Source organism: Promicromonospora citrea, from assembly GCF_013004695.1.
Taxonomy (GTDB): Bacteria; Actinomycetota; Actinomycetes; order Actinomycetales; family Cellulomonadaceae; genus Promicromonospora; species Promicromonospora citrea.
Window position 1 is genome coordinate 1 of sequence record NZ_JABEMG010000080.1, and the last position, 22,902, is coordinate 22,902.

Genomic DNA, 22,902 nt, shown 5'->3' on the forward strand with positions numbered 1-22,902 from the left:
CCGGCGCGAGGTGTTCCGCTGGATCCTTCGTTACAACAACCGCCGCCGACACTCCTGGTGCGGCTACACCAGCCCCGTCGACTACGAGAAGAACACGACCAGCACTACGCTCACCACCGCGGCGTAATCCAACCCCGTGTCCACGAACCGGGGTCAAGGCCCTTCATCGGCCGCCTGGGGCCCGTCACGCTCGGCAGCGCGCTGGCGCTGCGTGCCCGGCGACGCCTGTACCGGCTCCCGGAGAGTGCGCCGATCATCGGCTGACCTGGAACCGGGCCAGAGCCGGCGTGCGCCGACCTCGATCGCCTACCGGTCGTCGGTCGCGCTCACCGTGTCGACGTCGGGGCTCAGGGAGCCAGGGGAGACGAACATCGAGTAACCAACCGTGCCGAGCTCGTGCAGGTGCGAGTTGAGGGCTGATCCGATGATCTGGTTGAGCGCCATGAGGTGTGCATCTTCGAACGTGACGGCGACGCCGTCGACCATCGAGACCCGCTCGGAAACGGATGCCGCAGACTCCGGTCGGTCGCTGTACTGAACGTCGAGGCTCACGGTGTACCGGCGGATCTGCGACTGATCATTCATGCCTCCCAGCGTGTCAGCGCAGGTGCGTCTCGGCACCATCGAGGAGGGGTGAAACCTCGGTCCTGCCTCCGGCCGGACGTCAGGGCGCGAAGGTCGCAGGTTCTGGATGCGAGTGGTCGTGGCTCTTCCTAGCGTCGAGTCACCGGCGCAGCCCGAGCGGCTGCGTCGGCATCAGGCAGACCACCGGACATGGATCGAGGACCGCGATGCGAACGAACGAGATGCTGCAGGCCTATCCCGCGACGATGAACCTGGACCGCGGTCTGCTGGCGGACGCCGTCGAGGCGATCGTGGCCTGTGCGCAGGCGTGCACGGCGTGCGCCGACGCGTGCCTGAGCGAGGACTCGGTGGCCGACCTGCGCAAGTGCGTCCGAACGGACCTGGACTGCGCCGACGTCTGTGACGCGACCGCCCGGGTGCTCTCGCGGCACACCGGCTACGACGCGAACCTCAGCCGTGCGGTGCTGGAGGCCTGCATTGCAGCGTGCCGGGCGTGCGCGGACGAGTGCGAGCGGCATGCGAGCATGCACGAGCACTGCCGGGTGTGCGCGGAGGCCTGCCGCGCGTGTGAAGCGGCCTGCGGTGCCCTGGCGGCGACCATGAGCTGAGTGCGCCCAGCGCATCGGAGGCGAGCGGGCCGGCACGGACGGGCGGTCGAGTCGGCTGGGGTCGGCCGAGAGGAGGTGCAGTCGTGTGGTTCGACACCTGGAGTGACGTGCTGCGGGTTCTGACCGTGGGGGCTGCTGCGTACGTCTCGCTGGTGGCGGTGCTCCGGCTCTCCGGGAAGCGGACCCTGGCCAAGCTGAACGCCTTCGACCTGGTCGTGACCGTAGCGTTGGGCTCGACCTTGGCCACGATCCTGCTCAGCGCGGACGTGTCGTGGTCAGAGGGCGTCGCGGCCTTCCTCGTCCTGGTCCTGCTGCAGCTGGCCGTCTCCTGGAGCACTGCGCACCTCGGTCCCGACCGGACGGTGGTGACCGCCCGCCCGGTGACGCTGCTGCGGGACGGCGTCCTGGACGAACGCGCGACCCTGGGTCAGCGCCTCACGACGGCGGAAGTCCGGCAGGCGGTGCGCTCTGCCGGTGTAGGCGGGTTCGATCAGGTCGCACGGATCGTCCTGGAGACGGACGGCACGCTGAGCGTCATCACGACGGGCAACGTGGGCGACGGGACATGCCTGGAACCGGGCGACCGCTGACGTGCCCGCCTGGGCCGGCCGGGTCGTTGCCCGCGTCTGACGGCCGACTGCCGGCACTGTCACACCTGGAGCCTCTACCCGGTCAGTGGTGGCAGAGGGCTGGATCGGCGAGCCCCTGAGGGAACAGGAACGATGAAGGCTGCCTACGTCCGGCGACTCGGTCCCGCTGACACCATCCGGTACGGGTCGTTGCCGGATCCCCGCCCCGGTCCGTCCGACGTGCTGGTCGCGGTCGAGGCGGCGGCCGTCGACGCGGTGGACACCTTCGTCCGGTCCGGTGCCTACCGGACGCCGGTCCCGTTCCCCTTCGTGGTCGGGCGCGACGTCGTCGGCCGCGTCGTGGAGTGCGGGGCGGAGGTCACCGGCTTCCGCGCGGGCGACCGGGTCTGGACGAACAGCCTGGGCCACGATGGGCGCCAGGGGGCGGCCGCCGAGCTCGCTGCCGTTCCGGCGGACCGGCTCTACCACGCGCCGCCGGGCGCGGACCCTGTCGCCCTCGTCTCGGTCGTGCACCCTGCGGCGACGGCGTACCTCGCCCTGGTGGTCCACGGCCGCGTCCGGGCGGGGGAGACGGTCCTCGTCGCCGGTGCGGCGGGCAACGTGGGGCGGGTCGCGGTGGTGCTCGCGGCGCGGGCCGGTGCGCGCGTCGTCGCCACGGCCGCCGCCGCGGACCTCGACGCGTGCCGCGCGCTCGGGGCGGCCGTGGCCGTCGACTACCGGGACCCGCGTCACGCGGAGCGCCTGCACGCCGCCGCACCACACGGCGTGGACGTCCACCTGGACACCTCGGGCCGGCACGACCTCGACCTCGCCGTCGATCTCCTGGCGCCGCGGGGGCGGATCGTGCTCCTCGCCGGGCTGTCCGCCCGCCCGCGCCTGCCGGTCGGCCCGCTCTACACCCGGGACGGACGGATCGAGGGACTTGCCATCAGCAACGCGACGTCGGAGGAACTTGCCGCGGCCGCCGAGCAGGTCAACCAGCTCGTGGCCGAGGGTGCCCTCACACCGCGCCGGGTCGAGGAGCTCCCGCTGTCACGCACGGCACAGGCGCACGCCCGGCTCGAGGCCGGGGACGCGGCAGGCGTGCGTCTCGTCCTGCGACCGGCGCTCGACCACTGAGGCGTCACGCGTCGCCGAGGACGAGGGTCGCGCGCTCCCACAGGCGGTCCGCGGTGTCCGGGTCGAGCGCGTGCTCGGCCACGCCACCGGAGACGTCGCCCGCCCTGAGGTCGTCGTCCCGGACGGTCGTCGCCTCCTGGTTGTCCTCGAAGTAACGGCCCGTCACGCCCGTCACGAGCGGCGAGGCGGCCAGCAGCACGGAGGTTGCGGCCCCCTGCGCGGGCGTCTTGTAGTACGGCAGCGGTGTCAGGGTGCCGTCGTCGTCCATGACGCCGAGGGCACGCAGGGTGTCGTCGTCCACGTGGCGCTGCAGGCCGGTCAGGATGTAGCCGGGGTTGGCCGAGGTGGCGGTGATGCCGTCAGTGGCCCAGCGGCGGGCTCCGACGGTGAACAGGATGCCCGCGGACTTGGACCTGCCGTACGCCACCCAGGGGTCGTAGGCCTGGTGCGCGTAGCCGGGGTCGTCCAGGTCGACGGGCGCGGTGAGGTGGGCGCCGGAGCTCACGACGACGACCCGCGCGTCGCCGGCGTCCCGCAGAGCCGGGTGCAGGCCGGTGGCCAGTGCGAAGTGCCCGAGGTAGTTGGTCGCCTGCTGCAGCTCCCACCCGTACGGTGTGAGGATGCGCTCGGGCAGGGCGAGGATGCCCGCGTTGGCGACGAGCGCGTCGAGCGGTCCGTCCCAGGACGCGACGAAGCGCCGGACGGAGGACAGGTCGGCCAGGTCGAGCGGAGCGACGCGCACGTGGCCGGGGACGCCGGCGGTCGCCAGCTCCCCGAGGAGCGTGTCGGCCGCTCGAGGTCGTCGCGTGGCGATCGTGACGTCCGCGCCGGCCGACGCCAGCGCGCGCACCGTCTCGGCGCCCAGGCCCGAGGCGCCTCCGGTGACCAGGGCGCGCCGTCCGTGAAGGTCGATGCCCTCGAGCACCTCCGCCGCGGTGGAGTCGCGGGTGAACGGGGTGATCACGCGTCGGATGTCGTCGGGTGCCATGTTTGCCATGTCGTGCTCTCTTCTCGATCGGCGGGACACGGACCAGGCTAGGGTGAGGGTGCTGGACGATCTACGGTTATCAGGCCGAGATCCTTTAGAAATCGTCCAGATCCGCGTAGAGTGAGGCGGGAGAGCGGTGGATCCTCTGGAAGATGTGCTGACCCTGCTCGAGGCCCGTGGCCACCTGTCCGCCCGGCTCGCCGCAGGAGGTGACTGGGCGCTGCGGTTCGACGCCCCGGACGGCATCAAGTTCAACGCCGTCCGACGGGGCTCGTGCGTGCTGGAGGTCGAGGGCGGCGGACAGCCGATCGAGCTGGCGGCAGGGGACTGCTACCTCCTCACGCGGCCCGTACCGTTCGTGCTGCGCAGCGGACCGGGCGTCGTCCCGGCCGACGCGGGACCGGTGTTCGCCCGGGCGGATGCCGGGATCGCGCGGGTCGGCGACGGGGACGACCTGCTCATGCTCGGCGGCGGGTTCACCTTCGCGGAGCGGGCCCGTCGGCTCCTGCTCGACGGGCTGCCGCCCGTCGTCCACGTCCCGGCGGGCACCCGGGGCGCCGAGACGGTGGGGTGGGCGCTCGCGGAGATCGAGGCCGAGCTCACCGACCGGCCGATGGCCTCCGGCGTCGTGGCGGGACACCTCGCCACGGTCATGCTCGTCCACGTGCTGCGCGTGCATCTTGCCCATGACCCCACTGCCGCCTCGGGGTGGCTCAGGGGCCTGACCGACCCGGTCGTCGCGGTCGCCCTCGCCCAGATGCACACGGCTCCCGCGCACCCCTGGACCGTGGCCGAGCTCGCGGAGCGGGCGTCGGTCTCGCGCTCCACGCTCGCGGCCCGGTTCAGGACAGCGGTGGGCACGGGACCACTGGACTACCTCACGCGGTGGCGCATCGAGCTCGCCGCCCGGCGGTTGCGCGAGGGGTCTGCGCCGCTCGCGAGCGTCGCGCGGGCGGTGGGGTACGGGTCCGAGAGCGCGCTGAGCGTCGCGTTCACCCGCGTCGTCGGGGTCTCGCCGAGCGCCTACCGCCGGGGCGCCGGACCGCGGTGACCCCGGGCGGGTTACCGGATGACGGCCCCGCCCGGGGCGTGGTGGACGCCTCCGCCGGTCAGGCAGCGGCGCCTTCGTTCCGCAGCTCCCGGAGCGCCTCGAGCACGGTGCCGGCGACCTCGGACGGCCGGGAGACGGTGATCGCGTGGGACGCGCCCGCGACCTCGTTGATCGTGCGCGCGCCCGCCCGCCGTGCCTCGGCTCGCAGCTCCGCAGGCGGGATGTTGCGGTCCTGGTCGCCGAACACGAACCACGACGGCAGCGTGCGCCAGGCCGGTGCCCGGGTCGGCAGGCCCTCGGCGAGGGCCCGCTCGGTCACGGGCCGCTGGGTGCGGCCCATGGTGCCGGCGAGGGACTCGGAGACGTCGGCAGCGAACTGCTCGCCGAACCTGTCGAGGCGGATGGCCAGCTCGTTGCCGCCGGTGGACACCGGGTAGGCCGTGAGCGCGTCGCCCAGCGTGCTGCCCGGCTGACGGGTCGAGAGCTCGAGCGCGCTCTCGCCGTGGTCGGGTGCGAACGCGGAGACGTAGACGAGACCGAGCACCGCGGGGTTGTCTGCCGCCGCCTCGGTGATGACGATGCCGCCGTAGGAGTGGCCGACGAGCAGGACGGGGCGGCCGAGGCCTGCGACGACGTCGCGGACGTACGCCGCGTCACCCGTCACGCTCCGCAGCGGGTTGGCGACGGCGACGGCCTCGACGCCGAGCTCCTGCAGCCGGGCGATGACGCCGTCCCAGCTCGCCGACTCGGCGAATGCGCCGTGCACGAGCACGACCGTCGGTTCCTGGACGGGGATGTTCATGGGAGTTCTCCTTGCTGTCTGTGGGGTGGTGAGGGCCGCTCAGCGGCCGTGGAGGGCCGTGCGGAGGACCGCGACGGCCTGGGCGACGGCTCCGCTCGTGGCGGCGGACGGCCGCAGCGGGTTGAGCATCATGAAGTCGTGGAGCGTGCCGTTGTAGCGGACCGACGTCGTCCGGACGCCTGCCTCGGCGAGGCGGCGCGCGTACGCCTCGCCCTCGTCGCGCAGGACGTCGTTCTCGTCCACGACCACGAACGCCTCCGGCAGCCCCGCGAGGTCGTCGAGGGTGGCGCGCAGGGGCGACGCCGTGATCTCCGCGCGCCGGGACACGTCTGGCAGGTAGGCGTCCCAGAACCACGCCATCGACCTGGCCAGGAGGAACGGCCCGTCGGCGAACTCGGCGTAGCTGGCGGTGTCCTGGGCGGCGTCGGTCACCGGGTAGTACAGCGACTGGTGCACGAACGAGACGTCACCCCGCTGCTTGGCGAGGATCGTCAGCGCGGCCGCCATGTTGCCGCCCACCGAGTCACCGGCGACCGCGAGGCGGGTCGGGTCGATGCCGTGCTCGGCGCTGTGGGCCACGATCCACCGGGCGGCGGCGTAGCCCTGTTCGATCGCGACCGGGTAGCGCGCCTCGGGTGACCGGTCGTACTCGACGAAGACGACGGCGACGTCGGCACCCGTGGCGAGGTCGCGCACCAGCCGGTCGTGCGTGCCGGCGTTGCCGAGCACCCAGCCGCCGCCGTGCATGTAGAGCACGGCGGGCAGGGGACCCGTGCTCCCGACCGGCCGGACGACCCGGACCCGGACGTCACCGACGCCGGCCGGGACCAGGACCCACTCCTCCTCGGCCTCGGGTCGCGGGACGGGCAGGTCCTGCAGGTCGTCCAGGACCTTGCGTGCCGCCTCCGGGGTCAGCTCGTAGAGGTACGGCGGGTTGGCCGTGGCGTCGGCGATCGCCTGCGCCTCGGGCTCGAGGTGGTGGTTGTTCATGGTTCTTCCTCTCTGGGCAGGATGACGGTGCATGGCTGCGGGGCGGTGGACCGGTTCAGCGCGTCGCGCGGACGGCCGCCGTGATGACCCGGGCGACCTGGGCCGGGTGGGTGACCGGGCCGAGGTGGCCGGCGTCGTACCGGGTGACGGAGGACCCGGCCTTGCGGGCCATGGCCTCCTGGGCGCTGCGCGGGATGACCCGGTCCTTGGTGCCGACCAGGTACCAGCTCGGGACGGAGCGCCAGGCGGGTTCGGCGGACGGCTCGTTGAGCGCACCGAACGTGATCGGCCGCTGGGTGGCAGACAGGACCTCGGCGTCCGCGTTCCGGAGTCCGGTGGCGAACGAGCGCAGGAACGTCGACGGCTTGAGGTAGACGTCGGTCCCGGGTTCCGGGGGCAGCGTGGAGGGGGCGAAGTCGAAGATCGTCGTCGGGTCGGGAACCGACAGCGCGGAGTCGGGGCCGGCGAGCTCGGCGACGGTCTCGCCTCGTGCGGGTACCGAGCCGTTGACGAACACCAGTGCGCGGACGTCCGGGTTGCCGACGGCGGCGTTCGTGGCGACGGCTGCCCCGTAGGAGTGGCCCACGAGGACGGTGGGTCCGTCGACGGTCTCGAGGAACGTCGCGAGGTAGGCGGAGTCCGAGGCGAGGGACCGCAGCGGGTTGGCGGGGGCCACCACCGGGTAGCCCTCGGCCTGGAGGCGTCGCACCACGCCGGCCCAGCTCGACGCGTCGGCCCAGGCCCCGTGGACCAGGACGATCGTGGGCCGGGGATCGTGGCCGTCGTGGCCGGGGCGTGCCGCGGCGCCGGGGATCGCGGCGAGCGACCCGAGGGCCAGCAGGCCGGTCAGCATCGTGACGGCGGCTCGGCGACGGGCGTACCACCGGTGCAGGCGGGGTACGGGATGTCTTGACGTGGTCATGAGAAGCCTCCAGGGCGAGATGGGTCGCGGACCGATGGGCCACGGGGCGGCGGACGCCGTCGCACCGATCGACCGGGTGCCGCACCGCGGCGTGACGCCGACCAGCGGCCCACGGGGGAGCCCACGCGGCAAGCACGCGGGACCACGGGCGGGACCAGGGGCGCAACCACGTGATCCCGTGGCGCGACGAGGAGGAGCGCGGGCGAACGGTGGATCCGTCGCCCCGTCGGCGGCCGTCGCCTACCGAAGGAGTCGCCATGGACGCACCGACCGAGGCGGACGAGACGGTCTCGTTCTTCCTCTCCCAGCGCCCGCGCCTGTTCCGCATCGCCTGTCGCGTCACCCGCGGTGACCTCTCGTCCGCGGAGGACGTGGTGCAGGAGGCATGGCTGCGGTGGCAGCGCACCGACAAGGCCGGCATCCGCAACCCCGAGGCGTTCCTCACCACGACAGCCACTCGCCTGGCGATCAACGTCGTCCGGTCCGCACCCCGCAGGCACGAGATCCCGACCGACGAGCCTGCCGACGCGCCGTCCGGCGCGACGCGCGGCGGATCGCGGGCAGTCGTGGCGGACCCCTTCGAGCGGACCGAGCGGTCGCGCGCCGTCGCGCAGGCCGTCGCCGTGCTCCTGCGGCGGCTCACCCCGGCGGAGCTGGCCGCGTACGTGCTGCGGGGTCTGTTCGACTACCCCTACGCCGACGTGTCGCGGTTGCTGCGGACCAGCTCGGTGAACGCGCGCCAGCTCGTCAGCCGCGCGCGGGCGCGCCTCGCGAGCGGTGTCGAGCGGACGGACGTGGACCCGTGGGCCGGGCGTCGCCTTGCCGTGGCGCTCCTCGCGGCGAGCCGTGCCGGCGAGCTCGACGTCCTGGAACGACTGCTCGTGGCCGAAGTTCGCCCTCGGGTACGCGACGGCGCGGGGATACGCTGGGACGGTGCCACCGTCCCGCCGTCTCCTGGGCCGGGCCGAGGAGCTGACCCGGCTGCAGCACCTGGTCGCTCGCGCGCGCGCCGGCAGCGGCGGGACCGTCGTCCTGACGGGTGAGGCGGGGATCGGCAAGACAGCGCTGCTGGACGAGGTGGTGGCCGGCGCTCCGCCCGACGTCCGCGTCGAACGCATGGTCGCGTCCGAGAGCGAGGTCGAGCTGACGTTCGCCTCGCTCCAGCTCCTGTGCGGACACCTGCTGACGCCGTCCGTCGAGCTGCCCGGCCCGCGGCGCGAGGCCGTCGAGTCCGCCTTCGGCGTGCGCGCCGCGGAACCGCCCAACCCGCTCCACCTCGGCCTCGGTGTCCGCGACCTGCTGACGCGGACGGCGGGCGACGGTGCGCTGCTGTGCGTCGTCGACGACGCACAGTGGCTGGACGAGGCCTCGGCGAGCGCCGTCGCCTCGGTGGCGCGCCGGCTCTCGACCGAGCGGGTCGCGATGGTGCTGGCGATGCGCAGCCCGGACGACCGGTTCGCCGACCTGCCGCAGCTCGCCGTGACCGGCCTGGCCGACGGCGACGCGAGGGCGCTGCTGGGCCGGGCGCTGCCCGGCGCGATGGACGGGCGGGTGCTCGACCAGCTGCTCGTCGAGTGCCGCGGCAACCCGCTCGCCCTGCGCGAGCTACCGCGGTCCGTCGGGTCGGACCTGGCCGGCGGGTACGCGCTCGCGGGCTCGGTGTCGCTCGAGCGCCGCATCGAACGCAGCCTGCTGGCAGGTCTGGAGGACCTCTCGGCGCAGACCCGGACTCTGCTGCTGCTCGCCGCCGCGGATCCCACCGGCGACCCCGGCCTGCTGTGGCGGGCGAGCGCGCGCCTGGGCCTCGAGCCGGAGGACGTGGAGGTGGCGCAGCAGACGGACGCCCTCGTCGTCTCCGGCAGGATCCGGTTCCGGCATCCGCTCATCCGTTCCGCGGTCTACCGGTCGGCCTCCCCGCCCGAGCGGCGCGCCGTGCACGCGGCCCTCGCGGAGGCGACCTACGCCGAGCGGGACCCGGACCGCCGCGCCTGGCACCGCGCGAACGCGACGATCGAGCCCACCGAGCAGGTCGCGGCCGACCTCGTGGAGTCGGCCGAGCGCGCCCGTGCCCGCGGGGGTGTCGCGGCCACCGCCGCCTTTCTCACCCGGGCGGCCCACCTCACCCCGGACCCCGCCACCCGCGTGGACCGGCTGGTCGCCGCCGCGGAGTCGACGCTGGACGCGGGGGCGCCGGACGACGCCCTGCGGCTGCTCGACGAGACGCGCGACGACGTGCTCGGCCCGCTGCATGCCGCGCTCCTGGCCCGGCTGCGGGCCCGGTGCGAGTACGCGCTCCGGCGTGACCGGAGCGCCCCGCGGCGGCTGCTCGCCGCCGCGCAGGCGCTCGAGCCGCACGACGCGGCACTCGCGCGGGACACGTACATGCAGGCGCTGTCCGCTGCGGTCTACGCCGGCCGGCTGGGCGAGCCGGGAGCCGTGCAGGAGATCGCGGAGGCGATCATGTCGTCGACGGCCGACGGCACGGCCGAGAGCGCTCCGGACCTGATCCTCCGCGGCCAGGCGCAGCTCGCCCTGGGCGGGCCGTCGCTCGCGCTGCCCACGGTGCGCCGTGCGATCACGGCCTTCGAGAGCGTGTCGCCGTCCGACCACCGTGCTCTGGCCTGGATGTGGTTCGCGGGACGGGCGGCGCAGGACATCTGGGACGCCGACGGTCTCAGGATGCTCGCCGAGCGGCAGGTCCGGCTCGCCCGGGACGGTGGCGTGCTGACGGTGCTGCCCATGGCGCTCAACCTGCTGATGGTCGCCCGTACGTTCGACGGACGGCTCGACGGCGCCGAGGCGATCTGCGACGACATCGACACGATCCTCTCCGTGACCGGCCACCCGCTGCCGTTGTACGGGCGGATCTTCCTCGCCGCCTACCGGGGTCACGTCGACGAGGTCGAGAGCAGGGCGCCGCAGCTGCGTGCCGACGCCTACGCCCGGGGCGAGGGCTACGCCCTGACCGTCGCCAACATGGCCGAGGCGGTCGTCTACAACGGTGCGGGCCGGTACGAGGAAGCGCTGGCCTCGGCGCGCGAGGAGATGCCGTACGTCCACGAGCTCGGTCACGCCATGCGGACGATGCTCGAGGTCGTCGAGGCGGCCGCGCACGTCGGCGACCAGGAGACCTGCACGGAGGCGGTCGAGCGCCTGCGCACGGTGGTCGAGCCGGTGGGCGACAGCCCGTGGGCCACGGCGCTCATGGCGCTCGTCCGGGCCCTGCACGGTGCCGCCGACCCCGAGACCCAGTACCTGCGCGCGATCTCCGGCTTCGAGCAGATCCGCGTGCCGATCCTCCGGGCGCGGAGCCAGCTCCTGTACGGCGAGATGCTGCGCAGGCAGGGCCGCCGCGTCGACGCGCGCGTGCAGCTGCGTGCCGCCGAGTCCGTGTTCGCGGAGTGCGGGATGCAGGGGTACGGCGACCGCGCTCGCGCGGAGCTGGCCGCGACGGGGGAGAAGCTCCGGCCGCGCGGGTCGGCCGCGGTCCCCGAGCTCACGGACCAGGAGCGCAACGTCGCACGGCTGGCGCGCGACGGGCTCACCAACCGCGAGATCGGAGCACGGCTCTTCATCAGCTCGCACACCGCCGAGTGGCACCTGCGGAAGGTGTTCACCAAGCTCGGCGTCCGCTCCCGCACCGAGCTGTGGAAGGTGCTGCCGGGCGAGAAGTAGGTGTGCCGCTCGTGGGGACGAACCGTCTCGCCCCGGGGTCGGGTTGAGGCTCGCAACTGACGCGTCGACGGCGGTCGGTGCGGGGTCGCGACGGTGGTGGGTGTCCCCGAGCTCGGTCGGGCACCCTAATCTTGGTGGGAGCGGCCCTGGCGGGCGCGAAAGCGGAGCGAGTCCGAGCAGGTCGAGCGGAGGTGGGCGTATGTCGGCGACGAGGCTGCTGGTACTCGGTGTCGTGCACCTCTCCGGCGGCGCGCACGGCTACCAAGTGCGGTCCGAGCTGCAGAGCTGGGGTGCGGAGACGTGGGCCAAGATCAAGCCCGGCTCGATCTATCACGCACTGAAGAAGGCGGCGGCCGACGGCCTCCTCACCGAGCACGCCGAGCCGGGCAGCTCCGGGCCGGAGCGCGTCTTGTACCGCGCGACGGCCCGGGGACGTGACGAGATCGTCGAACTGGTCCGCGACGGTCTGCGGCGCACGCATGACCCCACCATGCTCGACGCGGCCATCACCATGCTGCCCATGCTGACCAGGGCGGATGCCATCGCGCACGTGAACGAGCGGGTCGCGCGCCTGGAAGCGGAGCTCGTCGGACAGGCCAAGGGCTGGGAGAACCCGGAGCCCGACATCCCCGAACACGTCCGCGATCAGGCCGAGCTGTGGGCCGGACACGCACGCGTCGAGCTGGAGTGGGCGAAGAGCCTGAGCAGACGACTGTCCGAGGGCGCCTACACCATGGCCGACGATCCGGGCTCGTGGCGAACGGTCCACGACCCCCTCGGGATGCGCTTCTAATCAATCTTGACTAGCCGCTCCTCCCTGGCGTACCTTGGTCATGTATTCAAATTTGAGTAGTGCTCGACCAATCCGTTCGCAACACCGGGAGAAGGTGTCGGACCCATGGGAAAGCTCGCGATCGAGACGAGAGGGTTGACGAAGAGTTTCGGCACGACCCCCGCGGTCGCCGGTGTGGATCTGGCCGTGAGCGCCGGGGTCGTGTACGGCGTGCTCGGCCCGAACGGGGCGGGCAAGACCACCACGATCCGTATGCTGGCCACGCTCCTGCACCCCGACGCCGGGGAGGCGCACGTGCTCGGCTACGACGTCGTGCGTGACGCCCGGGCGGTGCGGAGCAGGGTGGGCCTCACCGGGCAGTTCGCGTCGGTCGACGAGGACCTCACCGGGGTGGAGAACCTTGTGCTGCTCGCCAGGCTGCTCGGCTACTCGCGCCCGCGGGCCAGGCGGCGAGCGGCCGACCTGCTCGACGCGTTCGGTCTTGCCGAGGCGGCCGACCGGCAGGTGAAGAAGTACTCCGGCGGGATGCGCCGGCGCATCGACATCGCGGCGAGTCTGGTCGTCACCCCCGAGCTGATCTTCCTCGACGAGCCCACGACCGGGCTCGACCCGCGCAGCAGGAACCAGGTCTGGGAGATCGTCAGGGGCATGGTCGCCGAGGGCACCACCGTGTTGCTGACCACGCAGTACCTCGACGAGGCCGACCAGCTGGCCGACCGGATAGCGGTGATCGACCACGGGAAGGTGGTCGCCGAGGGCTCGAGCGGTCAGCTCAAGGCATCGGTCGGCGCCGGCTCGCTGCACGTACGGCTACGTGCGCCCGAGCAGCGGGCCGAGGCGGAGCGGGTCCTCGCCGGTGTCCTCGAGGTGTCGGTCGAGCCGTCCGCTGACCCGGCCGCGCTGTCCGCGCGGGTCTCCGACCCCGAGCGAGTCGCCCGTTCCCTGGCCGAGCTGTCCCGCAGCGGCATCGACGTCACCGAGTTCGCGCTCGGTCAGCCGAGCCTGGACGAGGTGTTCCTCGCCCTGACCGGACACGCCGCCGAGGAGACACCCAAGGAGGATGCCGCATGAATGCCACGTCCACGGAGCAGGCGTCGGCGCCGGTCGCGCTGCGCAGTGTGCTGTCGGCCGGTGAGCGCCCGCCCCGACCCGGTCCGGTGAGCACCTCGTTGACATTCGGCCGGCGCGCCCTCCTGAAGATCAAGCACGTGCCCGAGCAGCTCGTCGACGTGACCATGTTCCCGATCATGTTCACGTTGATGTTCACCTACCTGTTCGGTGGCGCGCTCGCCGGGTCGACGCAGGAGTACCTGCAGTTCCTGCTGCCCGGCATCCTGGTGCAGGCGAACGTCATGATCACCATGAACACCGGCATCACGCTGAACACCGACATCCAGAACGGGGTGTTCGACCGGTTCAGGTCACTTCCCGTGTGGCGACCGTCGCCGCTGGTCGGCGCACTGCTCGGCGATGCGGTGCGCTACTCGATCGGGTCAGCGGTCGTGATCGTGCTCGGACTGGTCCTAGGGTTCCGGCCGGAGGGTGGCGTCGTCGGCGTGGTGCTCTCGGTCGCGCTGCTGCTGGTGTTCTCGTTCTGCCTGTCGTGGCTGTGGACGATGCTCAGCCTGATCCTGCGCACGCCGAACTCGGTGGCGGGGGTCAGCATGATGGTGATGTTCCCGCTGACGTTCGTGAGCAACATCTTCGTGGACCCGAGGACGATGCCCGGATGGATGCAGGCGGTCGTCGAGGTCAACCCGATCACCCACCTGGTGACCGTGGTGCGCGGCCTGATGGACGGCTCGGTGCCCGCCGGGGAGATCGGCTGGGTGCTCGTCTCGTCCGTGCTTCTCGTCGCGGTCTTCGGCCCCCTCACCATGGTCCTCTACCGCGACAAGAAGTAGATGCCACGTGGTCGAGATCAGCGCCGACAACCCGGCCCACTCGGCCAACGCCCCGGCCCGGACACGGCAAGGAGAGTCGAATGAGCACGCTTCCCGGGAACAGCTCGGAGACCGTTGCGCACACGCCCGGGCGGGCGATCAGCGTCGGGGTCTGGATCCTGCGAGTCGCGCTCGCGGCGATCATCGCCGGCGGTGGAATCTCGAAGCTCGCCGGCGACCCGGTCATGGTGGACATGTTCGCCGACATCGGGGCCGGCCAGTGGCTCCGGTACCTGGTCGGAGCGCTGGAGGTCTCGGGAGGGGTGGGACTTCTGATCCCGGCTCTGGCGGGCCTGGCCAGTCTCGGGTTGGCGGTATTGCTGACCGGCGCTGTCATCACGGATCAATTCGTGCTCGATCAGAGCCCTTGGCCGGCGCTCGCCCTTCTCGTCGTGGCGGCCGTGATCGCAAGGGCGCGGTGGTCGCGCACCGTGGCCGTCGTCGGCACGCTGCTCAGGCGGCGGGCCACCCTCTCGAACGGAGCTGTGGGATGAACGAGATGCCGTGTCGCGTGACATCGGACGACGGCACCACCATCGCCGACGACCGGCAGGGAAGCGGCCCGGCTGTCGTCCTGGTGGGCGGCGCACTGGACGACGGAGCCGAGAACGCGTCCCTGGTGCCTGCTCTCGCCGAGCACTTCACGGTCTACAACTATGCCCGTCGGGGACGCGGGGCGAGCGGCTTCACCGAGCCCTACGCCGCGGAGAGGGAGATCGAGGACCTGGATGCGTCGATCGCGGAGGCCGGCGGCTCGGCACACGTGTTCGGGGCGTCCTCCGGAGGTGCGCTGGCGCTGGAGGCCGCCGCGGCCGGGTCAGCCATCGACACGATCGCCGTGTGGGAGGTGCCCTACGCGGTCGGGGACGAGGTGTCGCGGGAAGACCGCTGAGAAACCGCGCACGGTCCGCCGTCGGTAGGGCCAGCCCCTTCCGATCGGGCCGGCCCACCGGGGTCCGGCGGATCCGTCAGTGCACCGCCCCGAGCTCGATGAGCAGGACGCCGCTGACCACGAGAGCGATACCGAGCCCCATGATCCGGGTCAGGGGCTCCTGGAAGAGGATCCGGCTGAGGACGGCGATGGCGACGACCCCGGTGGCGGTCCAGATGCCGTAGGCGACCCCGAGGGCGAGACCTTCGGCGAGGGCGACGGAGAGCATGGTGAACGCGAGGACGTAGCCCCCGCCGACACCGACCCACCATGCCTTCCGGCCCGCGCTCGCCATGCGGAGCGAGACCGTGCCGGCGACCTCGCCCGCGATCGCCAGGACGAGGCTGGAGAGGGCGAGGGCGGTCATCCCTGGGCCTCCCTACCGTTCTTCTGCGCTGCCTGGGACCCGAGCTCGATGAGCAGCACGCCGCCCATGACGAGCACGATCCCCAGTCCCATGAGCGGGGTGATCGGCTCACCGAACACGACGAGCGACATGACGGCGGTGAGCGCGACGCCGCTCGCTCCCCAGATGCCGTAGGCGACGCCGAGACCCATCCCGCTGCGCAGCGAGAGGAAGAGGGCGAGGAACGACCCGAGGTATCCGACCGCGACGAGCAGGTAGAGGGCGGGAGCGTCCAGCGCGGCCTTCAGCGACAGTGATCCGGTCACCTCGAGCGTGATCGCCGCGACGAGGAAGAACCACTTCATCACGATTCCCCTGCCTGGTCGATCAGCGACGTGACGAGCGCCAGGGTGGCCGCCCGCTCGGACTCGTCGAGCTCGAGCAGGCCGAGGCAGCGGTCGATCCACGCCCCGTCCGCGACCAGGCGTGCGACGGCGAGCCTCGGGTCGCGCGAACCACCGAACCAGGCGTTCATGCGCTCCGTCCACCGCGCGGAGAGCGTGTCGCGCAGCTTCGGGTCAGCCAGCACCGCGAGGTCTGCCGCATCCATCTTGCCGAGGAGCGTGTGTTCGACGTAGGCGCGCAGCAGGTCTCGCGGTGTGCCGTCGGCACCGGCCCTCGCCCGCAGCTCTCGCTCCCACTGGTCGAGCAGATGATCGAGCACGCTGAGCGCCAGCACCTCCTTCGTGGCGAAGTGGTGGACGACGCCCGGCTTCGTGAGCCCCGCGGCGCGCGCGACCGCGTCGAGGGTGAGCATGTCGCCCCGACGCAGGACGTCCAGCGCCGCGTCGAGGATCTCGGACCGGGTAGCCATGGACCGAACCTACCGTACGTATGGTAGGTCGTGCTGCCTCGGTCAGGGCCGGCGGCACCGGGCGTGACCGCCCGGCCCCGCCCGGCCCCGCCCGGCCGCTCAGCGGAGCACCAGGCCCCCGTCCACCACCAGCTCCGCCCCCGTCACGTACGACGCGTCCGGCGACAGCAGGAACGCGGCGGCCGCCGCGGCCTCGGCGGGGTCTCCGACACGGCCCAGCAGCACCTTGGTGGCGAGCTCCTCCTCGAACGCGTCGCGCTGGCCGTCGGGGATCGCGTCGCGCAGGCGCGAGGTGATCGGTCCGGGCACGAGCGTGTTCACCCGGATGCCACGGGGCGCGAGCGCCGCCGCCCAGTTACGGGACGCGGTACCGACCGCGGCCTTGGTCGCCGCGTACAGGGGCAGGGCGGCCTGCGCCTCGTAGGCGGACGCCGAGCCGGTGACCAGGACCGCCCCGCCGTCGCGCACGTCGTCCTGCAGCGCGGTCATGAGCAGGAACGGGGCGCGGACGTTCGCCGCCATCGCGGCGTCGAACGTCGCGCCGTCGACGTCCAGCCCGGTGATCATGGCGTAGCCCGCGTTCAGCCAGAGGCCGTCGAGCGGCCCGTGCGCGCGGGCGGCGTCGGTCACCGCGGCGATGCCGTCGGCCGTGGCGAGGTCGGCGCGCACGAGGTGCGCCCGCTCGCCGAGCACGGCGCGCGCGTGGTCGAGGTGCTCGGGCGAGCGGCCCGTACCGATGACGGTCGCGCCCTCGGCGAGCAGCCGCTCGGCGCCCGCCAGCCCGATCCCGCTCGACGCCCCGGTGACGAGGACGGTCTTTCCGATGAACCTGCTGGTGTTGGTCGTCATGGCTCGGGACGCTAGGTGCTCGACCGCGGTCGAGCACAAGGCCGCCCCCGCAGGGCTACCGTTGTGGGTGTGGAACGCATCGGGATCGGCGAGGTGTCGCGGCGCACGGGGCTCAGTGTCCACACCATCCGTCTGTACGAGGACGAGGGGTTCTTCCTCGGCGCGATCGAGCGCGACGGTCTGGGGCGGCGCACCTACGACGCCGACGACGTCGACTGGCTCGAGAAGGTCGCCCTCCTGCGCGAGGCCGACATGCCCGTGGCCCGGATCGCCGAGTACGCGCAGCTGGCCCGCGCCGGTGCGCCCGACGCCGAGCGGCTGGCCGTGCTGGTCGAGCACCGGCAGCGGCTGGCCGACGACCTCGAGCTCACGCGCCGCCGCCTCGCGCTCATGGACGAGAAGATCGACCGCTACCGCGCGCGGCTCGAGCAGGGTGGTAGCGGGCCGCCGTGGCGCGAGGTGGTGCGGGTAGCGGTGCCGAAGCCCTGACCGGTCACGCTCGCGCCACGATGCGTTCCAGCACGGACACCGCCTCACCGAGCCCGTCCTCGGCGCGGATCGCGGCGCCCGTCGCGGCGGTCCGTGTCGCGTAGGAGGGCGTGCCGAGCAGGTCGCCGAGGCGGTCGGTGAGGTCCCGGGTGAGCCGCGCGGCGGGCAGCGGCCTCGGTCCCGCGCCGATGGCATGCACGCGGCCGCCCCAGAACGGCTGGTCGCCGAGGAACGGGACGACGAGCGTGGGGCGGCCGGCCCGCAGACCCGCCGCGGTGGAGCCCGCGCCGCCGTGGTGCACGACCGCCCGCACGCGCTCGAACAGCCAGTCGTGCGGCGCACCCTCGATGACCAGGACGTCGTCGTCGGCGGACGGGCCGGGTGCGATCCCGCCCCAGCCGGTGGCCACGACGGCGCGCACCCGGTGCGCCCGCACGGCGGCCAGGACGGCGGCGCGGCGCTCGTCGGCGCCCCTGCCGAAACCCATCGACCCGAACCCGACGTACACCGGGGGATCGCCGGCCGCGAGGAAGTCGCGCAGCGTCACGGGCGCCTCCCCGGCGCCGCCGTCGGGACGGCCGTCGAGGAACCAGTACCCGGTGACGTGGGCGGTGTCCGGGTAGTCGGCCGGGACGGGCAGCACGTGCCTGCTGTACGGGTACAGCACGTGGGCGGCGCTGCCGTCCGGGTCCCGCGTGGGGTCGGCGAGCCGCCGGGAGCGGCCCAGCCCCACCTCGCGCCGCAGGTCGTCGATCATGCGCCCGTACATCACCCCGGCGGCCCGCGTGAACGCGTAGGTGGCACGGTTGCCCCACGGGCCGAACGAGGCCACGCCGAAGAACGGCAGCGGGTGGGCGGCGGTGGGCGTGAAGTACGGCAGCGGCAGCGAGAGGACCGACGGCACGCCGAGCGCCTCGGCCACGTGCGGGCCCGCGAGGGTCTTGGGGTGGTGCACGACGACGTCCGGCCGCGCCTCGCGGGCGGCGTCCCGGCACTCCGCGAGCAGCTCGCGCATCGCCGACCGCATGATGCCGAGCGTCGTGAGCGCGTCCCTGCCGCCGCGCAGCCGCGGCATGACCTCTCTCAGGAGGCGCAGCATCTCGTTCCCGGCGGGGCGGTGGGTGACCCTTCCCGGTCCGTCGTGGGGGACGAGGTCGGCGAAGCCCTCCGGGACGGCGAGCGTGACGTCGTGGCCCGCGCGGGCGAGCGCGCCGGCGAGGGCGGCGTACGGCTGGATGTCGCCGCGCGTGCCGAACGACAGGATCAGGGTGTGCACGTGCGCTCCTCGCAGCGAGGTCGTCGTCGAGTCCGACGGCCGCCCGGGGACGGGGCGGCGACGCCGCCGACCAGACTTCCCGGCACACCTGCCGGTGACACTACACCTGCGTCACACGTCCGTCAGGCGGTGCCACGCAGCCACGACCACCACGACGGCGGCAGGGCCGACCGTGGCGCTCAGGAGCAGGTGCGGCACGCCGACCGCGGCGGCCGCGGCGGGCCCGCCCAGCCCCGCCCACAGCGACGGTGCGGCGTACGGGAACCACGCCCCGCCGCCCAGCAGGACCACGACCTGCGTCAGCGCGACGACGCCGAGCAGCGCGCCGACGGTCGCCAGCCGGCTGCGCGTCACCGTCGCGACGGCGCCGAACGGCAGTGCGAGCCCCACCCCGAGTAGCCCGGAGACGACGGCGCGGCCCGCCTCGCGCCACGCGCCGGACGCACCCGACCCACCTCCCGTCGCGACGACCGCCGAGACGGCGACCGTGAGCAGGACCGTGAGCACCACGCACGCGGCCAGCCAGAGGACCACCACGACGCACCGGGCGAGGGCGATCGCGGCGCGCGGTGTCGCGAGGGCGAAGAGCGCGCCCGCCGTCCCGGTCTCGAGCTCGCGCCCGAACACCGATGCGACGACGAACCCGCCCGCGACCAGTGCGGCCACACCGAGCACCTGGGCGCAGACGGTCAGGTGCGTCGCGGCCAGGTCGCCCGCCGCGTACGGCGCGAGCTTCGCCGCGGTCGGGGCCGCCGCGTGCGGGGAGCGTGCGAGGGCGACGGCGCCGACGCTCGCCGACGGGACCAGCGCCGTCAGGAGCACGGCGGCCAGGACCGCGACCGGCGAGCGCCGCAGCCGCAGCCCCTCGATCCGCAGCGCGGCGGCGAGCGCGGCGGCGCTCATGCCGGCCCCCCGGTCCGGGTACCCGGACGGTCACCCGTGCCGCTCGACGTGTCGGCCTCGAGCACCATGGCGAAGAACCGCTGCTCGATGCTCGTGCCGCCGGTCGTGCCGTCGGTCGTGCCGTCGCCGCCCGGCTCCAGACGCCCGACGTCGCGCCCCGCGTGGAGCACCACGACCTCACCGGCGACGCGGGCCACCTCGTCCAGGTGGTGGCTCGACACCAGGACGGCCGTGCCCTCGGCGGCGAGGTCGCGGACGAGCCCGCGGACCACGACGACGCCCTGGGGATCCAGGGCGCTCGTGGGCTCGTCGAGCACGAGCGCGGCGGGCCGGTGCAGCGTCGCGCACGCGATGCCGAGGCGCTGGTGGTTGCCCGCTGAGAGGGCGCGGGCACGTGCGTCGCACCAGGGCGCGAGGCCGAGCCTCTCCGCCGTGTCGTGCGCCGCCTCCGCGGCGCGCCGGCGCCGCAGCCCGTGGAGCAGCGCGGCGCACCACAGGTTCTCCACGACGGTCAGCTCCGGCTGGACGAGAGGGGCACCGACGACGTGGCCGAACCGAGCGGCGACCGCGGGCGGCAGCCGCGACGGCTCGTGGCCGAGCACGCGGACCGTCCCGCCGCCGGGCCGGAGCCGACCGGTGAGCGCGCGCAGCGCCGTCGTCTTGCCGGCGCCGTTGAGCCCGACGAGCGCCGTGACCTGACCGGGCGCGACCGTCAGGGTGAACCCGTCGAGCGCTACTCGGTCGCCGAAGGCGTGCGTGACGCCGTCGAGCACGAGCGCCGGCGCGGTCACGACGCGCTCCCGACGGGTGCCAGCTGGTCCAGGGCGCGACGGACGAGCTCGGCCAGCGTGACGTCCTCGGGCTCGCTGCCCCAGGCCAGGAGCGCGGTGGTGGTGGCGGCCAGGCAGGCGGAGGCGGCCACGGCGGCGTCCAGCCGGGGGCACCCGCCCGTCACCAGCCGCTCGACGATCGCCGCCTGGGTCTCCTCGGTGCCCGCGACGACGGCGGCGCGCAGCGCCGGGGACGTCGCGACCAGCGCCACCCGCCGCCGTGCCGTCGCGTCCTCGGCCGCGGAGATCTCGCCGAGCGCGGCGAGCAGGCCGCGCCGCACGCGCTCCACGGGTCGCAGGGCCTCCGGCTGCGCGGCCACGGACTCCGCGATGAGCGGGTCGTACGGGTCGGTGACCAGCACCGCGTCCTTGGTCGGGAAGTGCCGGAAGAACGTCATGGGCGTGATGCCTGCCGCCGCGGCGATCTGGTCGACGGTCGTGGCGGCATACCCGTGACGCTCGAACAGGTCGAGCGCCACGTCGAGGATGCGGGCGCGGGTGCGTAGGGCGCGAGGAGTGACCACCCTCACATGTTAGTGACTAACATTGGCGGGGGGGGGGGGAGGGCGGCCGCCTCAGCGTGCCCGCAGCCCGTCGAGCAGCAGGTCCAGCAGCCGGCCGGCCCGCTCCGCCTGGGCCGGCCGCGGGGCGACCGTGAACACGCCGACGATCGCCGCGGCGACGTCGTCCGCCGTGACGTCCGGTCGGAGGTCGCCCGCGGCGCGCCCCGCCTCCAGCAGCGCGGTGATCGCGGTCAGCAGCTCCTCGCGCGTCCGGGCGTGCGCGATCTGACCCGAGTCGACCATCGCGAGGAGCGTGTCGAGCATGCCGTTCTTGGTCGCGACCCAGTCGCCGAACGCGTCCATCCAGTGCCGGAGCGCCGCGGCGGGCGGGTGCGCCTCGAGGAGCTCGCGCGCGCCCGTCGTCAGGCGCTCGACCTGGTCGGTGTAGACCGCGTCGACCAGGGACTCGCGCGTGGGGAAGTGGCGGTACAGCGTGGCGATGCCGACGCCGGCCTCGCGGGCGATCGCGCGCATCGACGGCTCGGCGTCCGACGTCGCGAAGACGCGGGTCGCGACCGCGAGGAGCTGGTCGCGGTTGCGAGCCGCGTCGGCGCGGGGTGAGCGGGTCTGTGCCTCCGGCAAAACGGATCACGCTCCGTTTGTGTTACGGTCGTCCATGGAAACGGAGCATAGTCCGTTTCATGAGGGCGGGCCGTGCCCGCCCCGTGCGAGGGGAGAAGCACATGCAGCAGCAGGGCGATCAGCCGACGAGCCGGGCGGCCCGGCTCGACGCGTTCGGCGGACCCGAGACCCTCGAGGTCCGCGAGGTCCCCGTCCCCCCGGTGGGGCCGGGGCAGGTCCGCGTGCGGGTCACGGCGGCCGGTCTCAACCCCATGGACTGGATCATGACCGCCGACGCCGAGACCGCCGCCCGGTTCGGCCTGACCCTCCCGGTCGGCTTCGGCACCGACTACGCGGGGGTCGTCGAGGAGGTGGGCGACGGCGTGAGCGGCTTCGCGCCCGGCGACCGGGTGTTCGGGGGCGCGCTGTCCCGGTCCGTCGCGGACCACGTCGTCGTGGACGCCACGGGCAGCACGGCGGCGGACGAGATCCACCACACGCCCGACGGCGTCGACGACCGTACCGCCGCAGCCCTCACCATCGCGGGCCGGACGGCTGCCGCCGCCGTCGCGGCCGTCGACCCGGGCCCCGGCGACACCGTGCTCGTCGGGGGCGCCGGCGGCGGTGTCGGCGTCTTCGCGGTCCAGCTCGCCCGGCTCGCCGGAGCGCGCGTGATCGGCACGGGCTCAGCGGCGTCGGCCGACTTCCTGCGCGAGCTCGGGGCCGAACCCGTCACCTACGGCGACGGCCTCGTCGACCGGGTCAGGGCGCTCGCGCCCGACCGCGTCACCGCCGCCATGGACCTGCACGGCACCGAGACCGTGCACGCGGCGCGCGAGCTCGGTGTCGAGGACGCCCGCATCAGCACCATCGCGGCACGGATCGACGGCGTGACGGCCGCGAACGGCGCGAGCACCACCGCCGAGACGCTCGAGGAGCTCGCGCGGCGCGTGGCCGACGGGCAGGTCCGCGTGCCCGTCGCGGCGACCTTCCCGATCGAGGAGATCCGGGAGGCCGCCGCGCTCCAGGCCGGGCGCCACGTGCGCGGCAAGGTGGTCGTCGAGCTGTAGCGCGCGCCGGGCTAGTCGCAATGCCGGGAAGTTAGGGCGTTGAGGTTGGTGTCAAGATCTCGCGGTCGGTCGTGAGAGTTACCTGTATCGGGTAGGTCTTGTGGTCGATCGCGGGGCCGCGGGCGTTGTACTTGCTGATCGCGC

27 protein-coding genes and 1 pseudogene are annotated in these 22,902 nt (G+C 73.5%); 14 read left to right on the forward strand and 14 right to left on the reverse strand.

What is annotated here, in order from left to right; genetic code table 11:
• Positions 1 to 127, forward strand: a pseudogene (locus tag HLB15_RS25050) (IS3-like element ISRhosp1 family transposase); the annotation flags it as partial.
• Positions 128 to 306: 179 nt separating this feature from the next.
• Here the strand turns inward: HLB15_RS25050 and HLB15_RS15245 are convergent.
• Complete coding sequence (locus HLB15_RS15245) at positions 307 to 585, reverse strand: hypothetical protein (RefSeq protein WP_171106619.1); 279 nt, start codon at positions 583 to 585, stop codon at positions 307 to 309.
• Positions 586 to 791: 206 nt separating this feature from the next.
• Here HLB15_RS15245 and HLB15_RS15250 point away from each other — a divergent pair, with 206 nt between their 5' ends.
• The 3 genes from HLB15_RS15250 to HLB15_RS15260 all read left to right on the forward strand — a co-directional run bounded on the left by HLB15_RS15250 (position 792) and on the right by HLB15_RS15260 (position 2,902).
• On the forward strand, positions 792 to 1,193 hold the full coding sequence (locus HLB15_RS15250; RefSeq protein WP_171106620.1) for a four-helix bundle copper-binding protein: 402 nt from the start codon (positions 792 to 794) through the stop codon (positions 1,191 to 1,193).
• Positions 1,194 to 1,276: 83 nt separating this feature from the next.
• The gene (locus tag HLB15_RS15255; RefSeq protein ID WP_171106621.1) at positions 1,277 to 1,783 is read left to right on the forward strand and encodes a DUF421 domain-containing protein; all 507 of its coding nucleotides are present in this window, start codon (positions 1,277 to 1,279) and stop codon (positions 1,781 to 1,783) included.
• Between the two features lie 189 nt (positions 1,784 to 1,972).
• Positions 1,973 to 2,902 (forward strand): zinc-binding dehydrogenase, encoded by a 930-nt coding sequence (locus HLB15_RS15260; protein ID WP_212759925.1) that lies wholly within the window; start codon positions 1,973 to 1,975, stop codon positions 2,900 to 2,902.
• A 4-nt stretch (positions 2,903 to 2,906) separates the two neighbouring features.
• Here the strand turns inward: HLB15_RS15260 and HLB15_RS15265 are convergent, their stop codons facing one another.
• Positions 2,907 to 3,899 carry an SDR family NAD(P)-dependent oxidoreductase gene (locus HLB15_RS15265; RefSeq protein ID WP_229785755.1) on the reverse strand — a complete coding sequence of 331 codons (993 nt, stop codon included), beginning with the start codon at positions 3,897 to 3,899 and terminating at the stop codon, positions 2,907 to 2,909.
• 127 nt (positions 3,900 to 4,026) lie between these two features.
• On the opposite strand from HLB15_RS15265, the gene HLB15_RS15270 reads away from it, so the two are divergent.
• Positions 4,027 to 4,941, forward strand: a complete 915-nt coding sequence (locus HLB15_RS15270) for an AraC family transcriptional regulator (RefSeq protein ID WP_171106623.1) — start codon at positions 4,027 to 4,029, stop codon at positions 4,939 to 4,941.
• Positions 4,942 to 4,999: 58 nt separating this feature from the next.
• Here the strand turns inward: HLB15_RS15270 and HLB15_RS15275 are convergent, their stop codons facing one another.
• From HLB15_RS15275 to HLB15_RS15285, 3 genes are read right to left on the reverse strand one after another with little or no spacing between them, the layout of a single operon-like run.
• Positions 5,000 to 5,743, reverse strand: coding sequence for an alpha/beta fold hydrolase (locus tag HLB15_RS15275; protein WP_212759926.1), 744 nt, complete (start codon positions 5,741 to 5,743; stop codon positions 5,000 to 5,002).
• 39 nt (positions 5,744 to 5,782) lie between these two features.
• The gene (locus HLB15_RS15280) at positions 5,783 to 6,733 is read right to left on the reverse strand and encodes an alpha/beta hydrolase (protein WP_171106624.1); all 951 of its coding nucleotides are present in this window, start codon (positions 6,731 to 6,733) and stop codon (positions 5,783 to 5,785) included.
• Positions 6,734 to 6,788: 55 nt separating this feature from the next.
• Entirely contained in the window at positions 6,789 to 7,655 is an 867-nt protein-coding gene (locus HLB15_RS15285; protein WP_229785756.1) for an alpha/beta fold hydrolase, read from the reverse strand.
• A gap of 257 nt (positions 7,656 to 7,912) precedes the next feature.
• Between HLB15_RS15285 and HLB15_RS15290 the strand changes: the two genes are divergently transcribed.
• The 7 genes from HLB15_RS15290 (at position 7,913) to HLB15_RS15320 (ending at position 14,958) form a co-directional block, all read left to right on the forward strand.
• Complete coding sequence (locus HLB15_RS15290) at positions 7,913 to 8,698, forward strand: sigma factor (protein ID WP_171106625.1); 786 nt, start codon at positions 7,913 to 7,915, stop codon at positions 8,696 to 8,698.
• Positions 8,589 to 11,330 (forward strand): helix-turn-helix transcriptional regulator, encoded by a 2,742-nt coding sequence (locus HLB15_RS15295; protein ID WP_171106626.1) that lies wholly within the window; start codon positions 8,589 to 8,591, stop codon positions 11,328 to 11,330. Before HLB15_RS15290 ends, HLB15_RS15295 begins: the two co-directional genes overlap by 110 nt.
• Before the next feature lie 199 nt (positions 11,331 to 11,529).
• A complete protein-coding gene (locus HLB15_RS15300; RefSeq protein WP_171106627.1) occupies positions 11,530 to 12,123 on the forward strand; it encodes a PadR family transcriptional regulator in 594 nt (197 codons plus the stop codon).
• Positions 12,124 to 12,228: 105 nt separating this feature from the next.
• Entirely contained in the window at positions 12,229 to 13,194 is a 966-nt protein-coding gene (locus tag HLB15_RS15305) for an efflux ABC transporter ATPase subunit, DrrA-related (RefSeq protein WP_171106628.1), read from the forward strand.
• Positions 13,191 to 14,027, forward strand: coding sequence for an ABC transporter permease (locus HLB15_RS15310; RefSeq protein ID WP_171106629.1), 837 nt, complete (start codon positions 13,191 to 13,193; stop codon positions 14,025 to 14,027). Before HLB15_RS15305 ends, HLB15_RS15310 begins: the two co-directional genes overlap by 4 nt.
• A gap of 80 nt (positions 14,028 to 14,107) precedes the next feature.
• On the forward strand, positions 14,108 to 14,560 hold the full coding sequence (locus HLB15_RS15315) for a DoxX family protein (protein WP_171106630.1): 453 nt from the start codon (positions 14,108 to 14,110) through the stop codon (positions 14,558 to 14,560).
• Between the two features lie 17 nt (positions 14,561 to 14,577).
• Positions 14,578 to 14,958 carry an alpha/beta fold hydrolase gene (locus HLB15_RS15320; protein WP_229785757.1) on the forward strand — a complete coding sequence of 127 codons (381 nt, stop codon included), beginning with the start codon at positions 14,578 to 14,580 and terminating at the stop codon, positions 14,956 to 14,958.
• Positions 14,959 to 15,034: 76 nt separating this feature from the next.
• On the opposite strand, the gene HLB15_RS15325 is transcribed toward HLB15_RS15320, so the two are convergent.
• The 4 genes from HLB15_RS15325 to HLB15_RS15340 all read right to left on the reverse strand — a co-directional run bounded on the left by HLB15_RS15325 (position 15,035) and on the right by HLB15_RS15340 (position 17,066).
• Entirely contained in the window at positions 15,035 to 15,364 is a 330-nt protein-coding gene (locus HLB15_RS15325) for a DMT family transporter (protein WP_171106631.1), read from the reverse strand.
• Positions 15,361 to 15,711 carry a DMT family transporter gene (locus HLB15_RS15330; RefSeq protein ID WP_171106632.1) on the reverse strand — a complete coding sequence of 117 codons (351 nt, stop codon included), beginning with the start codon at positions 15,709 to 15,711 and terminating at the stop codon, positions 15,361 to 15,363. The genes HLB15_RS15325 and HLB15_RS15330 overlap by 4 nt, the downstream gene beginning before the upstream one ends.
• A complete protein-coding gene (locus HLB15_RS15335; protein ID WP_171106633.1) occupies positions 15,708 to 16,217 on the reverse strand; it encodes a TetR/AcrR family transcriptional regulator in 510 nt (169 codons plus the stop codon). Before HLB15_RS15335 ends, HLB15_RS15330 begins: the two co-directional genes overlap by 4 nt.
• A gap of 99 nt (positions 16,218 to 16,316) precedes the next feature.
• The gene (locus HLB15_RS15340; protein ID WP_171106634.1) at positions 16,317 to 17,066 is read right to left on the reverse strand and encodes an SDR family NAD(P)-dependent oxidoreductase; all 750 of its coding nucleotides are present in this window, start codon (positions 17,064 to 17,066) and stop codon (positions 16,317 to 16,319) included.
• A gap of 69 nt (positions 17,067 to 17,135) precedes the next feature.
• On the opposite strand from HLB15_RS15340, the gene HLB15_RS15345 reads away from it, so the two are divergent.
• Complete coding sequence (locus tag HLB15_RS15345; RefSeq protein ID WP_171106635.1) at positions 17,136 to 17,555, forward strand: MerR family transcriptional regulator; 420 nt, start codon at positions 17,136 to 17,138, stop codon at positions 17,553 to 17,555.
• A 4-nt stretch (positions 17,556 to 17,559) separates the two neighbouring features.
• Here HLB15_RS15345 and HLB15_RS15350 read toward each other — a convergent pair whose 3' ends face one another.
• From HLB15_RS15350 to HLB15_RS15370, 5 genes are all read right to left on the reverse strand, one after another.
• Positions 17,560 to 18,831, reverse strand: a complete 1,272-nt coding sequence (locus HLB15_RS15350) for a glycosyltransferase (RefSeq protein ID WP_171106636.1) — start codon at positions 18,829 to 18,831, stop codon at positions 17,560 to 17,562.
• 111 nt (positions 18,832 to 18,942) lie between these two features.
• Positions 18,943 to 19,734 carry an ABC transporter permease gene (locus HLB15_RS15355; RefSeq protein WP_171106637.1) on the reverse strand — a complete coding sequence of 264 codons (792 nt, stop codon included), beginning with the start codon at positions 19,732 to 19,734 and terminating at the stop codon, positions 18,943 to 18,945.
• A complete protein-coding gene (locus tag HLB15_RS15360) occupies positions 19,731 to 20,525 on the reverse strand; it encodes an ABC transporter ATP-binding protein (RefSeq protein WP_171106638.1) in 795 nt (264 codons plus the stop codon). Before HLB15_RS15360 ends, HLB15_RS15355 begins: the two co-directional genes overlap by 4 nt.
• A complete protein-coding gene (locus HLB15_RS15365) occupies positions 20,522 to 21,088 on the reverse strand; it encodes a TetR/AcrR family transcriptional regulator (RefSeq protein ID WP_229785758.1) in 567 nt (188 codons plus the stop codon). The genes HLB15_RS15360 and HLB15_RS15365 overlap by 4 nt, the downstream gene beginning before the upstream one ends.
• A 51-nt stretch (positions 21,089 to 21,139) precedes the next feature.
• Positions 21,140 to 21,709, reverse strand: coding sequence for a TetR/AcrR family transcriptional regulator (locus HLB15_RS15370; RefSeq protein WP_171106639.1), 570 nt, complete (start codon positions 21,707 to 21,709; stop codon positions 21,140 to 21,142).
• 59 nt (positions 21,710 to 21,768) lie between these two features.
• Here HLB15_RS15370 and HLB15_RS15375 point away from each other — a divergent pair, with 59 nt between their 5' ends.
• Entirely contained in the window at positions 21,769 to 22,758 is a 990-nt protein-coding gene (locus HLB15_RS15375; protein WP_212759928.1) for an NADP-dependent oxidoreductase, read from the forward strand.
• The last annotated feature ends 144 nt before the right edge of the window (positions 22,759 to 22,902 follow it).

Bases quoted from the DNA above. Each gene is read 5' to 3' on its own strand.
- HLB15_RS15245 (WP_171106619.1), bottom strand. From the start codon at position 585: ATGAATGATCAGTCGCAGATCCGCCGGTACACCGTGAGCCTCGACGTT.
- HLB15_RS15285 (WP_229785756.1), bottom strand. From the start codon at position 7,655: ATGACCACGTCAAGACATCCCGTACCCCGCCTGCACCGGTGGTACGCC.
- HLB15_RS15310 (WP_171106629.1), top strand. From the start codon at position 13,191: ATGAATGCCACGTCCACGGAGCAGGCGTCGGCGCCGGTCGCGCTGCGC.
- HLB15_RS15300 (WP_171106627.1), top strand. From the start codon at position 11,530: ATGTCGGCGACGAGGCTGCTGGTACTCGGTGTCGTGCACCTCTCCGGC.
- HLB15_RS15340 (WP_171106634.1), bottom strand. From the start codon at position 17,066: ATGACGACCAACACCAGCAGGTTCATCGGAAAGACCGTCCTCGTCACC.
- HLB15_RS15250 (WP_171106620.1), top strand. From the start codon at position 792: ATGCGAACGAACGAGATGCTGCAGGCCTATCCCGCGACGATGAACCTG.
- HLB15_RS15335 (WP_171106633.1), bottom strand. From the start codon at position 16,217: ATGGCTACCCGGTCCGAGATCCTCGACGCGGCGCTGGACGTCCTGCGT.
- HLB15_RS15375 (WP_212759928.1), top strand. From the start codon at position 21,769: ATGAGGGCGGGCCGTGCCCGCCCCGTGCGAGGGGAGAAGCACATGCAG.
- HLB15_RS15275 (WP_212759926.1), bottom strand. From the start codon at position 5,743: ATGAACATCCCCGTCCAGGAACCGACGGTCGTGCTCGTGCACGGCGCA.
- HLB15_RS15265 (WP_229785755.1), bottom strand. From the start codon at position 3,899: ATGGCAAACATGGCACCCGACGACATCCGACGCGTGATCACCCCGTTC.
- HLB15_RS15315 (WP_171106630.1), top strand. From the start codon at position 14,108: ATGAGCACGCTTCCCGGGAACAGCTCGGAGACCGTTGCGCACACGCCC.
- HLB15_RS15325 (WP_171106631.1), bottom strand. From the start codon at position 15,364: ATGACCGCCCTCGCCCTCTCCAGCCTCGTCCTGGCGATCGCGGGCGAG.
- HLB15_RS15290 (WP_171106625.1), top strand. From the start codon at position 7,913: ATGGACGCACCGACCGAGGCGGACGAGACGGTCTCGTTCTTCCTCTCC.
- HLB15_RS15280 (WP_171106624.1), bottom strand. From the start codon at position 6,733: ATGAACAACCACCACCTCGAGCCCGAGGCGCAGGCGATCGCCGACGCC.
- HLB15_RS15355 (WP_171106637.1), bottom strand. From the start codon at position 19,734: ATGAGCGCCGCCGCGCTCGCCGCCGCGCTGCGGATCGAGGGGCTGCGG.
- HLB15_RS15305 (WP_171106628.1), top strand. From the start codon at position 12,229: ATGGGAAAGCTCGCGATCGAGACGAGAGGGTTGACGAAGAGTTTCGGC.